Here is a 12,949-nt window from a genome sequence, read left to right as displayed (position 1 = left end):
ACAAGTCCCCGTGGCGTCCGATTCCGAGGACTTCAGGTTGAAATGTCGGAAAGCGCCCAGAAGGCGATTGCGCGGAGTCGAATTGAGAGCGACGGAAGAATTCGCGTCGCACCTCAAGCCGTGATCGAGCGATGGCTAGCACGAAACCAGGACGTCCAAAGAATGCCCGACATAAATAGTCCATATCGACGTCCATTGTGGCGATTGTCCACTGATAGGCTTCCGCGAGTGCCATCAGAGTTCGCGATCCTTCTCACGGCTTCGCTTCTGCTGATCACGAATGCGAACGCGCTCGGCTGGATGCTCTCAGCGTTGTCCAGGACCATCCGTGAGCGACGCACTCGCCTCAGCCAGCTCGGTCCGAGGCGCCTTGCGCGCATCCCCGGTCGCGGTGAAGTCGCCATCTTGATCGCCGCGCACAACGAGAGCCTCGGGATCCGCCGAACCGTCCGTTCGGCGCACGAGCACGTCCCGCTCGGCAATGTCTTCGTCGCCTCGGACGGCTCGACCGACTCGACCAGCGCGATAGCCGCCCAGGAAGGCGCGAAGGTGCTCGACATCTCGCCGAACCGCGGCAAGGCGGGTGCTCTCTCCTACGCCATCACCGAATTCGGACTCGCCGAGCGCTTCGACGTGGTCATGCTGCTCGATGCCGACACGGTGCTGTCCCCGGACTACATGGACACGGCACTTCCGCTCTTCATGGACGAGGACGTCGTCGCGGTGGCGGGGATGGCACGCACGGCGTGGACGCCGAAGCCGAGCACCGCCATGGGGGAGCTGCTCGTCACCCACAGGGACCGCATGTACATCGTCATGCAGTACTTCCTCAAATTCGGCATGGCCGCTCGCACCGCGAACGCGGTGCCGATCGTCCCTGGCTTCGCTTCTCTGTACAAGACCAGGATTCTCGACAGGATCGACATCGAGGCCCCGGGACTCGTCATCGAGGATTTCAACATGACGTTCGAAGTGCACGCGAAGCGCCTCGGCCGCATCGCGTTCGATCCCAGAACCGCGGTCGCGTACACGCAGGACCCCGACAACCTCGGTGGCTACGTCAAGCAGGTGAAGCGGTGGAACCTCGGCTTCTGGCAGACGCTGCGACGTCACCCTCATCTGCCCTGGCGGTTCCGCATCTTCATGATCGGCTACGTCGCGGAGCTCACGCTGAGCGCGACGCTCATCGCGCTGGTTCCGCTGCTCATCGTCGCGTCAGCTGTCGTCGGCATCCCGAGCGTCGAGGCGACTCTCCCGCTGGAAGTTGCGGCCGCAGCCCTGCCCGCTTGGTTCATCGTCGCTGCCTACTACGCCGCCGACGTCTTCTTGACGCTGGTTGCCTTCGTGATCGGTCGACGAGTTGAGTATCTGCGCTGGCTGCCGCTGCTGCCCCTGCTCCGCTTCCTCGACGCGATGCTCTGCCTGCAGGCGGGAGCGAAGAGCGTGACCTCGAAGAACGACGGCAGGTGGCACAGCCCTACGCGTCGCTGATACCTGCCAGCTCCTGCTCGACTCGCTCGTCTCGTCTCGCCCGCCGCCGTTCGAGCGGTCCTTCGACGACGACGTACAGGGCGGGGAGGACAAGGAGCGTCAGGACCGTCGACGACAGGAGCCCGCCGATGACGACGAGGGCGAGGGGCTGCGAGATGAACCCGCCGTGGCCGGTGATGCCCAACGCCATGGGCGTGAGGGCGAGCATCGTCGCGAGGGCGGTCATGACGATGGGCCGGACTCGGCGGGCGCCGCCGGCGAGGATCGCGTCGCGAACGGCGAGCCCTCGCTCCCTGAACTGGTTGACGAGGTCGATGAGCACGATGGCGTTCGTGACGACCACGCCGATGAGCATGAGCACGCCGATGAGCGATGCGACGCCGAGGGGAACGCCGCTCGCGAGCTGCAGCAGGATGGCTCCGGTCGCGGCGAAGGGCACCGAGACGAGCAGCAGCAGCGGTTGGAGGAGGCTCTTGAACGTCGCCACCATGACGATGTAGACGATGAGGATGGCGGCGAGCAGCGCGAGCCCGAGCTGCTGGAAGGCTGCGGCCTGGTCTGAGCTGACGCCGCCGAGCACGGCCGTCGCGCCTTCTGGGAGCGTCAGCGAGTCGAGCTGCTCGGTGATGAGTGCGTTTGCGGAGCTCAGGTTGTCGTCGGTTGGGACGACGGTGACGGAGGCGAGGGGGACGCCTCGTTCTGACGAGATGGAGACTGGTCCGTCGACGATCTCGACCGTCGCGAGCGTGGTGAGCGGGACGGGCCCGAGCGCGGTTGGGATGCTCGTGGCGCGAAGCGCGTCGATGTCGGCGGGCGGTTCCGCCCCGAGCAGCACGACCTGCACGCTGGAGCCGTCGACGGTGAGGGAGCCGACGGGGGTGGGCTGGAGCTGCTGGGCGACGATGCCGCCGATGGCGGTCTGGCTGAGCCCGTATTGGGCGGCGGTCGCCTGGTCGATGTCCATCTGCACGAAGGGGCGGGTCTCGTCGAGGTCGCTCGTGATTTCCCCGAGTTCTGCAACGCCGGTGAGGCTGGCGACGACCTGGTCGCTCGCCTCGCGGAGCGTTTCCGCGTCTGGAGCCGTGAGGTCGACGCTGATGGCGCTGGAGAACCCGGCGCTTCCGCCCCCGCCGACGGAGATCTCGCCGGCTTCCTCGGGGAGGGCGTCGAGTTCTTCGCGCAGTTCTGCCTGGATCGCGTCTGCGTCTGCGTCCGTCGACGTGGTCACGGAGAAGCTGGCGCGCGAGGCGCCGCCGCCCGTGAAGAGCGAGGCCGCGCCGCCTCCGCCGATCGTCAGCTGCACGGTCTCGACGCCTGGCTTGGCCCGCAGGATGTCTTCCACTTGGGAGGCGGCCTCTCCGGAGGCGGCGAGGGTGAGGTTGGGTTCGAGGGCCTGCGTCACCGTGAAGCTGTTGCTGCCGGTGTTGCCGAGGAAGTTGGTCTTCATGAGCGGGGCGAGGGCGCCCGTGAGGATGAGGATGAGGACGGCCGCGCCGAGGGTGATGAAGGGGCGACGGAGGGTCCACCCCAGTACCGGTTCGTAGCCGCGCTGCAGCCAGCTCGATTCTTCGTGCGTGGTTGCAAGCTCGGATTCGGGGCCGTGCTCTGGACGACCTGCGACGCCTGCTTCCTGTTCTGCCTGGCGGCGGCGGGCTCGGCGCGGGTGGAGCTCTTCGTCGTCGCTGCGCAGACCGAGGGGCGCGAACCTTCCAGCGTCGCGCTGCGCGCGTTCGCGGCGCGGGCGCACGCGAACGGCCTCGACGGGGCCGTCGTTGCCTGCCGCCTCCGTCCCGGTATCGGTCGTCGAGTCCTGGGTGGCGACGCCGCCGGTGGCGGGTGCGGTTTCGCTCGCGAGCACTCGCTCACGTTCTCTGCTCGGCTCCGGAGGCGTCGACGCGTCGCCGGGCTCGGTGCCGTTGCCGTTGCCTGACCAGGTCTCCGCCGTGCCGACGCGGGCGGGACGCTTGAGGTGCCGTCCGCCGAGCATCCAGTAGGCGAGCACGGGCACGATGGTGAGGGAGACGAGCAGCGACGCGAGCAGCGCGATGACGCTCGTGAGCGCGAATGGCCGGAAGAGCTCGCCGGAGATGTCGCCGACGAACGCGATGGGGAGGTAGACGGCGACGGTCGCGATGGTGGCGCTCGTGACGGCGGTGGCCACTTCACGGACCGCTTCCGAGATGACCCGCACTCGCTCGCTGCCACGCAGGCTGGCGCCTGGGTGCATCGCCATGTGCCGCTTGATGTTCTCGATGACGACGATGGAGTCGTCGACGACTCGACCGATCGCGATGGTGAGCGCCCCGAGCGTGAGGATGTTGAGGGAGTACTCGGCGGCTTGCAGGCCGATGAACGTGACGAGCAGCGAGGTCGGGATGGAGATCGCGGTCACGAGCGTCGCGCGGAACGACAGCAGGAACACGAAGATGACGATGACGGCGAAGACGAGACCCAGGAGTCCTTCGACGACGAGTGTGTCGATGGACTGCTGGATGAAGGGTGCCTGGTCGAACACGATCTGCAGGGTCGCTCCCCCGCCGATGGATGCTTGGAGCGCGGGCAGCGCATCGCGGACTGCCTGGGAGACCTCGACGGTGTTGGCGTTGGCAAGCTTCGTGACGGAGACCGTGAGGGCGTCTTCGCCGTTGACGCGGGAGATGGAGCTCGCGGGTTCCGGCCCGAGCTCGAGCGTGGCGACGTCGCCGAGGGTTGTCGTGGCCGGGTTCGCGCCGCTCAGCGGAAGGGCGGCGATGGCGTCGACGTTGTCCAGCAGCGTCCCGGCCTGCACGGTGAGGGCGTCTTCGCCCTCGGTGATCTGGCCGATGGGGATGAGCGTGCCGGCGGCGTCGAGCGTGTCCCGGATGCTCTGGATGCTGGCTCCTGCCCCCGCGAGCGCCGCCTGGTCTGGGGTGATCTCGATGCGGGAGACCGGTGCGCCGCTGACCGCCGCTTCGCGGACCCCGTCGAGTTCGGTGAGGCCTGGCACGGTCGAGCTCTCGAGGCTCGCGGCGAGCTCTTCGGCGTTGGTGCCGCCCGTGGCCGCGATCTGGATGACCGGGAAGTCGTCGATCGACCCGCTGAGCACGGTCGTCTCGGTGCCCTCGGGGAGTTGGCTCTCGATGCGGTTGAGGGCCTGCTGGATGCGCTGCTCTGCGTAGACCGTGTCGGTGCCGTACTCGAATTCGACCGTCACGGACGAGAGGTTCGCGCTGGACGTGACCTGGGTCGAGGAGAGCCCCTGGAGCCCCTGAAGCGACGTCTCGACGAGGCGAGACACGTCCTCGTCGACGATCTCGGGTGAGGCGCCCGGGTAGCTCGTGACGACCGAGACGATGGGCAGGGACACTGACGGAATCAGTTCCTGCTTGAGCGAGGTCATCGACAGGCCACCGAAGAGGAGCACGGAGAGCGTCACAAGGGCGATCAGCGCGCGGTTTCTCAAGCTCATCTCAGCGAGTTTGTGCACCCGGTCAGTCTTGCACGCACCTCCGACAGTCCCCGGAACCCCGCTGAGCGCTTCCCGAATTCACGACCCGGGAAGCGCTCAATGGCGTTTGTGCTCGCCTCTCATGGTGCGAAACCAACGATGGCAGAGCTGTAGCCGCTGGATTCCCAGAGCACGAGGTCACCAGTTCCATCGCTGCGCACGCCCAGGGCACGGCTCCCGATGGGCACGCCAGTCTCCGAGTCGAAGACAAGCTGGTGCTGAGAGCCAGTGCCCTCGTCCACGGCTACGGCGACCCCGGGTCGACCCGAGAAGTCGACAGGTGCATCAAGCACGTGGATACCCGGAATGAGCGCGGCGGCCTCGAGCAGGACAGCTCTCGTCGCCGCATCGACCACCCCCGGTTGCAGCAGATCGCCGATCGTACTCAGTGCCCCATCTCCCGACCGACGTCGACCCCCGTCAGGTCGTAGACCTGCTGCAGGGCGACTGCTGGATCCTGGGACCGCTCGATTCCCGCGACCTCGTGAGGACTGAATCGAGTCGAGACGAAGTCCCCTCCCGCAGCGCGCTCAGAGGCGAGATCCAGACCGGCCCCCTCCTGCATCTCCGCCTCACGCGCCTGAAAGGCAGCGATGTCGGCAGCCACGAGCGCAGCATCCGCTTCTGCTGCGTGTTCGTAGCTCACGCCCACGAGCCTTGTCACCCACTCCCCACTCCTGTCAGCAGGAATGTAGAACTCGCGGATCGACGAGTAGTACCAATCCGGTTGCCGATCGGCGGAACCATCCGTCGCGACCTGTTGCCCCTGCAATGTTCGACTCTCGACTTTCAAGAATTCGCCTGGCGCCAGGACGGGATCGCCTGCCTCCTGGACCTGGCGCGCACAACAGGTATTGCAGGTTCGACGGGAAAGAGTTCACGAGAGATTGTGTCGGGTGCGCAATGCGGTGCACCGATGCGCCGGGGTGGGCTCGTCGCGCGCCAAGCTCAGCTCGCCCCGAACGCCACCCAGAGGCTGAGCAGCGGCAGCGGCAGCGCGAACAGGAGCCCCGCCAGGAGGTTGAGCAGCAGATACCGCCTGAGGATCGCCGCGAACTCGCGGAGGATCGCGCTCGGCCAGTAGTAGCGAGCCACCGGCGCCTGCACGGCCTGCGCGTCGATGCCGAGCTCGCGCGCCAGCATCGCCGCTCGCATCGCGTGGTAGTTGCTCGTGGCGATGATCCCAGGGCCCGTCACGCCCTCACGCTCGAGAATCGCCATCGTGAACCGCAGGTTCTCCTCGGTGTTCGTCGACTTCTCCTCGCTCAGGATGCGCGGGCCTGCCACCGCGGGTGCGGTCTCGACGGTGGCGCGGCGGCCATGCACGTTGACGGGGTCGAGCGCCCACTCGCGCATCGCGTGCCCCTCGGCCAGCGCCTCATCACTCCCCTGGCCGCCAGACATGACGACGAGGCCCGCCCCGATACGATCCGCCGCATCCAGCCCCGCACGAATACGCGCGGCGAGGAGAGGCGGCACACGGCGCCCCCCAGACAGCCCGGAGCCGAGCACGACGACCCAGGAGCCCACCGCCCCGCGGACGAGCCGTCCGTAGAACCACGAGTACCCCAGAAACAGCACGAACGCCGCCCCGAGGTAGGCGGCGCCGAGCGCGAAGAACAGTGCGACGGCGAGAAACACGTCACTTCCCGCGAGGAAAGCTGCGAACGGCAGGGCGGCCAGGGCGGTCAGCAGCAACGCCAGCACAAGAGAGAGCAGGTTGCCGAGCGAGCGCCCCTCCCGCCGCACCATGCGAGCACCGTTGACGACGAGCAGCACGATCAGGACCAACAGGAGCAGCGGCGACAACAGGAGCGGCAGCCAAGTGAGGGCGGCGACGAGCCGAGAGACCTGCCCGTCGATGCCGGAGACCGCGGCAAGCGAGATCACACCCGCCGCGACGATCCACACGCCGTTGCTCAACCGGCGCGGCTCCGCCCGCGTTCGGTGCACGGCGATGAAGGACAGCAGGCCACCGGCGACGAGAGCGGCGAGTACCGACACCCATGTCAGATCCTGCGTCATGTCGTCGCGCTCCCTCCGTCTGCATCCGTCGGGGCTGCCGGACCGCACCAGTATGACGCACACGACCCCGCACACAGCCACGACCATCGAGCTATAGCGCGAACGTCCAGACTCGCGATATAACTTGACTCGCAGGTGCGGCGCGGAACCCCGGCAGCGCATCTTCACGACCTCCGAGGAGCAGCCATGGCCATTGAACAGTGGATCGTCGACGGGCCCCGCGTCATCGACGTGCAGACCGTCCGCAGCGTGCGCGCGAGACTGGCAGGCGGTGCCATCAGCGTGCTCGCGCACGACGAGCCGAGCACCCGCATCGAGGTGTCCGCCCTCACCGGACGCGACCTCAAGATCGCCATCGACGGAGACCAGCTCCTCATCGACCACCCCCAGCTGTCGTGGACCGACGTGCAGACCTCCGCGAAGACGCTCTGGAACCAGCCGACCGTCGTCGTGAGCGTGCTCGTCCCAGCAGGTGTCGACGTCGACATCCTCGGCGTCAGCTCCGAAGTGCTCGTCGCAGGCATCGACGGACGCATCGACGTCAACACCGTCGGCGGCGAGCAGTTCCTCGACGCGACCCGCGGCGAGCTGCACCTCAACTCGATCGGCGGCGAGATCAGCGTGCGCGGCCACGCTGGGCGAGCCGTCGTCAAGACGGCATCCGGTGATGTCACCGCGACGGGCCCCCTCGCGAGCTTCGACGGCAGCACCGTCTCGGGCGCCACCATCGTCGACGTCACGTCCGGCTCGCCCACCCTCATCGCCACCAAATCCGTGAGCGGCGCCACGACAGTGCGCCTCCCCGGCGACACGCACCCCAGCTACCAGGTCTCCACCGTGGGCTCCTCCGTGCAGCTCGACGGCCTCCACCTCGAACCGCTTCGCGGAACCACCTACCGCTCGGAGCCCGTCGAAGGCGAGGTCACCGACGTGCGCATCAGCACCGTCACCGGCCGAGTCTCCGTCATGCTCTCCGCGCGCACCCCGCGAGCGGGCGACACACCGGCCGACTTCCATGAGCGCATCGACGCCCGGATCGCGCCCGCGACCGAGGATGACCACACCAGCACGCCCGCAGCAGGGACCACGAAACCCGACATCGCGGGCGCCGATGCCGAACCGGGCGGCAACATCGAGGTCGACGCCAGCGCCGACGCCGACACCGACACCGGCACCGTCACCGACACCGCATCAGACGCCACGAAGCCGGGAGGCACCGCATGACCCCGCCAGTCTTCGCCCACGGGCACCTCCGCCTCTACCTGCTGAGCCTCCTCGAGGACCAGCCACGCCACGGCTACGAGCTCATCCAGGCCCTCTCGGAGCGCTTCGACGGCACCTACTCGCCGAGTGCCGGCACCATCTACCCGCGCCTCGCGAAGCTCGAAGAGGAAGGCCTCGTCACCAAGCACAACGACGGCCGCAAGAGCGTCTATCGCATCACCGAAGCGGGGCGCCGCGAACTCGACTCGAGACGCGACGAGCTCGCCTCCATCGAGCAGGACGTCGACTCGTCCGTGCGCCGACTCGCCGCCGACGTCCGGCACGGCCTCGCCAGCGCACGCGAAGAGCTCCGCGCCGAGTTCGCGCGCCTCGCCCAGGAACTCGGGCCAGACGCGCGTTCTGGCTTCGAGAAGGCGGCAAGCGCGGGCGCAGCTGGAGCGGCATCGGCCCGCGGGTTCTTCGCCGGCGCGGCGAAGGGCTGGAACGAACCCCGCGACGCCCCGATCTCCACCCCGGGCACGACGCCTCCCGGCTCCACCCCGCCCGAATCCACCGACGGCACTGCCGCTCCCGGCGAGCCACGCCCGCAGGACCCGCCGCAGGCCCCGCCGACGCCCTGGGCCCCGGCGGCACCAGATGCGCCCGGTGAAGCGAGCTCGGGGCACCGCACGCACGGCAGGTTCGACACCTGGGCATCGGCGACCAGCTCGCACGTCTGGAACGACGACAGCGGCAGCAGCACGAGTGAGGCTCCGAGAACCGGGCACACGAGTTCCGCAAGCAACCCGCGGCGTGACGCCGGTCGCGAGCAGCTGGAGGCCATGTCCCAGGCGGACCTCGTGCTCAACAAGTTCAGGCACGAGCTTCGGCAGGAGCTTCGCGCCGCGCAGAGTTCGCAGCACCTGTCACCCGGGATCGTGACGTTCCTCGATCAGGAGCTCGAACGAGTCCGCGAGCGCATCTCGCATGCGCTCGGGGCTCGCGACGAGAAGGACGCGCCAGGCGCCTGAATCAGGGCAACGGAGGGCCGCTTCCCGAGACGGGAGGCGGCCCTCCGGCGTCCGCCGCGTCCGCGGCAACCCGCGGCGACTCGCGCCCGGAGCGACCCCGGCACCCCGCGGCGACCGCACGGAGGATTGCCACCTCCCCCGTCCAACTTCGGTGACACGACGCGGATTCTGGCGCGTTTCGGCGCCGGACGCCGCCGTTTGTCACCGAAGTTGGCCAGCGGGCGGGACCCGCGGACACGGGCTGGCGCCGCTCTCGCCCCGGGAGTACGGTTGCCGCGTGCGAACGCCAGCCCGACTCCTCCTCGCCGTGTTCCTCGGCGGAGCCCTCGGCACGCTCGCTCGGGTGTGGCTCGGCTCGGTCGTCTCGACCGCGACGATGCAGCAGGGCTCCGCGAACCTCGTCGAGCTGTCAGCCGGGAGCGTGCACGTGCTCGATGCAGACATCGTGGCCGCCCTCATCGCCAACCTCGCGGGGTCGCTGGCGCTCGGCATCGTGGCGGGTGCCCACTGGCCTGCGCAGCGCGCCGCGTGGCGTGCTGCCCTCGGCCCTGGCTTCTGCGGAGGCTTCACGACGTTCTCGCTCGTCGCACTGGCGCTGGCGCTCGTCTTCTCCACGTCCGCGTGGGCCATCGCCGCGTTCGTGCTCGGCACGCTCGGCGGGGTCCTCGCGGTCATCCTGGGGCGGGCGCTCGGCCGCCGCATCGCTCCGCCGCCGGCGATGGGTGGAGCGCGCTGATGGACGTCCTCTTCATCCTGGCGGTCGCCTTCGCTGGCGGTGTCGGCGCCTGCGTCCGCTACGTCGCGGTCGAGGGCTGGCCGCGGGGCACCACCCCCCTCGCGGCCGTCGTGGGGCCCGGCTCTGCGGCGACGGCTGAAGCTGGGCTCCCCCGCCGCGTGGCACCAGAGTGGCGTCTCATGATCGTGAACGTGGTCGCATCGTTGATCGCCGGGTTCGCGGCGGGACTGCTGCCGCTCCCGACGGTCGCGTCGATGATCGTCATCTCGGGCTTCTGCGGGGGAATGAGCTCCTGGAGCTCCGTGATGCTCGACGCGTCGAACGCGCTCAGCGCGAGGAAGCTCGGAAAGACCGCGATCATCGTGGTCGTTCAGATGCTCTGGGGAGTGTTCGCGGCTCTGATCGGCGTGACGGTCGGCCAGCTGCTCGGCGTGAGCCTGGGCCTCGGCGCCCTCGCCTGGGAGTGACCTCACCGGTGGCATGACGCAGGAGGTCATCCTGGCGGATGACGCGCATCCCGGAATGCCCTCCTCCAGGAGGGGGCGGATGAGCCCGCAGACGGTCGAGGCACGGCCACCCCTGCAGGCACCTTGGAACCATGACTTCTCACCCAGGCTTCCAGACACCAGCAGCGCCGCAGCAGAACACGCGGCAGCAGTCCGCAGAGCAGACCCGGTACGCGCGGCCGGGTCTCGACAATGCAGCCCACCAGCCGCATCCGGGCGCTCACCCCACCGCCGGCGCCCATCAGCCCGGCGCGGTGCTCGCGGCATACGCGCTCACCAAGACCTACGGTGCGACGGTCGCGCTCGCAGGCGTGAGCATCGCGGTGCGGGCGGGCGAGGCGCTCGCGATCATGGGCGCTTCCGGCTCCGGTAAGACGACGCTGCTGCACAGCCTGGCCGGCATCATCACGCCGGACTCTGGCAGCATCGAGCTGCACGGCGACGGCGGCAGGCGTGAGATGACGGACATGTCGGAGGCGCAGCGCACCGACCTGCGCCGCACCGAGTTCGGCTTCGTGTTCCAGGAGGGGATGCTCCTCCCCGAGCTCACCGCACTCGAGAACGTCGCCCTCGCGGCGATGCTGTGCGGCATCGAACGCAAGCGAGCCGAGCATGCCGCCGGCGAGTGGCTCGCGGCTATGGGCCTCCGCGGCATGGAGTCGCGTCGCATCGGCGAGCTGTCCGGTGGGCAGGCGCAGCGCGTCGCGATCGCCCGCGCCCAGGTCACGGGTGCCCGCATCGTGTTCGCCGACGAACCGACGGGTGCACTCGACTCGGCAACGAGTTCCGACGTCATGACGGCGCTGCTGGCCGCGACCTCGCGCGCCGGTCGAAGCCTGGTCGTCGTCACGCACGACCCAGAGGTCGCGGCCCGCTGCGACCGCACGGTGCGGATGCGCGACGGCCGCATCCTCGACGACTCGGCGGCCCGCGCATGACCGCGGCGCAAGGGGCGGACTTCCTCGATCCCACCGCCGACACGCTCCCGTCCGCCGACGCGAAGCCAGCCGTCGCCTCAGCGGCCGCTCAGGCGCCGCGCATCCCAGGCCCTGCGCCTCGCGGCACCGGACGCGTCCCGGTGCTCACGCTCCTGCGGATGCTCACCCGGTCCAACACGGTCGGCGTCGCCGCGGTCGCCCTCCCCGCCGTGGCGTTCGCCGTCGTGACGGCCCTCACGCTGATCGTGGTCGGCGGCACCATCATGCTCTTCAACCCGCCCGCCGGCATGCAGTCGCACGGCTTCTTCGCCGTCTTCGCGCTCACCCTGCTGGCCGTGCCGCTACTGACGCTCGGCGTCGCCGCCGCGCGTCTCTCCGCGAGGCGACGCGACGACCGGCTCGCGACGCTGAGACTGCTCGGCGCGTCCACGACCGTCGTGACGGTGCTCGCGGTCGCCGAGGCGACGCTCATCGCCGTCGTGGGCATCCTGGCCGGGACGGCGCTCTACGCAGCGCTGCTCCCTCTCGTCGGGTTGCTGCATTTCTACGGCGGGGCCGTCGGAGCCGCGTCCCTGTGGGTCGGGTTCCCGATCCTCGCCGCGACCGCCGCTGGCATCGCCGTGCTCGCGGCCGCGAGTTCCTTCGCCGGACTCGCCGCCGTACGCGTCACACCCCTCGGCGTACGCAAGCGCGACAAGGCGCCTCGGGTGAAGTGGCTCGCACTCGCCGGCGGCGTCGTAGCGCTGCTCGTCGCGCTCGGCCTCGTCGGCATGGCCCAGGGGTTCGTCTCGGCGCTCGGCATCGTCGGCATCGTCCTCGCCCTGTTCGTGCCGTTCGCGATCGGGATGCTCGCCATCAACCTCATCGGCTCCCCACTCGTCGGGCTGATCGGCCGGCAGATGGCGAAGCGCGCGAAGACGCCGGCTCGCCTCATCGCTGGACGCCGCCTCGCAGAGGCGCCCGGCGTGGCCTGGCGGAGCGTGTCCGGTATCGCGATGATCGCGTTCGTCGCCGTCATCAGCGGCAGCGGACTCGCGCTGCTGGACATGGTTGGCGGCACCGAGGGTGTCTCAGCGGAGGACCTCACGCTCATGACCGACCTCCGGACGGGCGTCTTCCTGACGCTGTTCATCGCCTTCCTCATGCTGGCGTGCACCGTGGGGGTCTCGCAGGCCGCCGCGATCCTCGATGAGCGCAAGCTGCTCATCTCCCTCGACCGCACGGGCATGCCGCGCAGGGTCTTCGAGAAGGCGCAACGGGCACAGGTCTGGGCGCCCCTGCTGCTCGCCGCCCTCGGCGGGGCGGGCGCGGCGGTCGCCCTGGTGCTGCCGATCGTCGGCGCATCGCTGATCGTCGCGCCACTCGCGATGCTCACGATGGCGCTGTGCTTCGCGCTCGGGTTCGGCGCCGTCTGGCTGGCCCTGATCGGCACTCGCCCCGTGGTGACCTCGGTGCTCGCCTCTCCGCACCGCGGGTAGACGCATCGGGCTGACGTCCGCGAGGCGCCAGCTGGCGTGGGGCTGTGACGAGGG

At 69.3% G+C, this 12,949-nt stretch carries 10 protein-coding genes; 7 read left to right on the top strand and 3 right to left on the bottom strand.

Annotation, left to right across the window (positions count from 1 at the left end):
- Positions 1–228 precede the first annotated feature (228 nt).
- A complete protein-coding gene (locus tag C5C17_RS01630) occupies positions 229–1,491 on the top strand; it encodes a glycosyltransferase family 2 protein (RefSeq protein WP_181028430.1) in 1,263 nt (420 codons plus the stop codon).
- Here C5C17_RS01630 and C5C17_RS18825 read toward each other — a convergent pair.
- The 3 genes from C5C17_RS18825 to C5C17_RS18450 all read right to left on the bottom strand — a co-directional run bounded on the left by C5C17_RS18825 (position 1,478) and on the right by C5C17_RS18450 (position 7,003).
- Positions 1,478–4,939 carry an efflux RND transporter permease subunit gene (locus C5C17_RS18825; protein ID WP_258065792.1) on the bottom strand — a complete coding sequence of 1,154 codons (3,462 nt, stop codon included), beginning with the start codon at positions 4,937–4,939 and terminating at the stop codon, positions 1,478–1,480. The two genes, C5C17_RS01630 and C5C17_RS18825, sit on opposite strands and share 14 nt — an antisense overlap.
- 424 nt (positions 4,940–5,363) lie before the next feature.
- Positions 5,364–5,624: a hypothetical protein gene (locus C5C17_RS01615; protein ID WP_146079042.1), complete on the bottom strand. Its 261-nt coding sequence runs from the start codon at positions 5,622–5,624 to the stop codon at positions 5,364–5,366.
- Positions 5,625–5,926: 302 nt separating this feature from the next.
- Positions 5,927–7,003, bottom strand: coding sequence for a YdcF family protein (locus C5C17_RS18450; RefSeq protein WP_181028429.1), 1,077 nt, complete (start codon positions 7,001–7,003; stop codon positions 5,927–5,929).
- Positions 7,004–7,189: 186 nt separating this feature from the next.
- On the opposite strand from C5C17_RS18450, the gene C5C17_RS18445 reads away from it, so the two are divergent.
- The 6 genes from C5C17_RS18445 to C5C17_RS01580 all read left to right on the top strand — a co-directional run bounded on the left by C5C17_RS18445 (position 7,190) and on the right by C5C17_RS01580 (position 12,895).
- A complete protein-coding gene (locus tag C5C17_RS18445; RefSeq protein ID WP_181028428.1) occupies positions 7,190–8,227 on the top strand; it encodes a hypothetical protein in 1,038 nt (345 codons plus the stop codon).
- Entirely contained in the window at positions 8,224–9,237 is a 1,014-nt protein-coding gene (locus tag C5C17_RS19115; protein ID WP_104251619.1) for a PadR family transcriptional regulator, read from the top strand. Before C5C17_RS18445 ends, C5C17_RS19115 begins: the two co-directional genes overlap by 4 nt.
- Before the next feature lie 277 nt (positions 9,238–9,514).
- Positions 9,515–9,973, top strand: a complete 459-nt coding sequence (locus tag C5C17_RS18440) for a CrcB family protein (RefSeq protein ID WP_181028427.1) — start codon at positions 9,515–9,517, stop codon at positions 9,971–9,973.
- Positions 9,973–10,440, top strand: a complete 468-nt coding sequence (locus tag C5C17_RS01590) for a CrcB family protein (RefSeq protein WP_104251617.1) — start codon at positions 9,973–9,975, stop codon at positions 10,438–10,440. Before C5C17_RS18440 ends, C5C17_RS01590 begins: the two co-directional genes overlap by 1 nt.
- Positions 10,441–10,571: 131 nt before the next feature.
- On the top strand, positions 10,572–11,417 hold the full coding sequence (locus C5C17_RS01585) for an ABC transporter ATP-binding protein (RefSeq protein ID WP_104251616.1): 846 nt from the start codon (positions 10,572–10,574) through the stop codon (positions 11,415–11,417).
- A complete protein-coding gene (locus C5C17_RS01580) occupies positions 11,414–12,895 on the top strand; it encodes a permease (protein ID WP_104251615.1) in 1,482 nt (493 codons plus the stop codon). Before C5C17_RS01585 ends, C5C17_RS01580 begins: the two co-directional genes overlap by 4 nt.
- The last annotated feature ends 54 nt before the right edge of the window (positions 12,896–12,949 follow it).

This window comes from Pseudoclavibacter sp. RFBA6 (assembly GCF_002931575.1).
Taxonomy (GTDB): domain Bacteria; phylum Actinomycetota; class Actinomycetes; order Actinomycetales; family Microbacteriaceae; genus Pseudoclavibacter; species Pseudoclavibacter terrae.
This window is presented reverse-complemented; position numbering and strand designations above follow the sequence as displayed.

Bases quoted from the DNA above. Each gene is read 5' to 3' on its own strand.
- C5C17_RS18825 (WP_258065792.1), bottom strand. From the start codon at position 4,939: ATGAGCTTGAGAAACCGCGCGCTGATCGCCCTTGTGACGCTCTCCGTG.
- C5C17_RS18450 (WP_181028429.1), bottom strand. From the start codon at position 7,003: ATGACGCAGGATCTGACATGGGTGTCGGTACTCGCCGCTCTCGTCGCC.
- C5C17_RS18445 (WP_181028428.1), top strand. From the start codon at position 7,190: ATGGCCATTGAACAGTGGATCGTCGACGGGCCCCGCGTCATCGACGTG.
- C5C17_RS19115 (WP_104251619.1), top strand. From the start codon at position 8,224: ATGACCCCGCCAGTCTTCGCCCACGGGCACCTCCGCCTCTACCTGCTG.
- C5C17_RS01590 (WP_104251617.1), top strand. From the start codon at position 9,973: ATGGACGTCCTCTTCATCCTGGCGGTCGCCTTCGCTGGCGGTGTCGGC.
- C5C17_RS01585 (WP_104251616.1), top strand. From the start codon at position 10,572: ATGACTTCTCACCCAGGCTTCCAGACACCAGCAGCGCCGCAGCAGAAC.
- C5C17_RS01580 (WP_104251615.1), top strand. From the start codon at position 11,414: ATGACCGCGGCGCAAGGGGCGGACTTCCTCGATCCCACCGCCGACACG.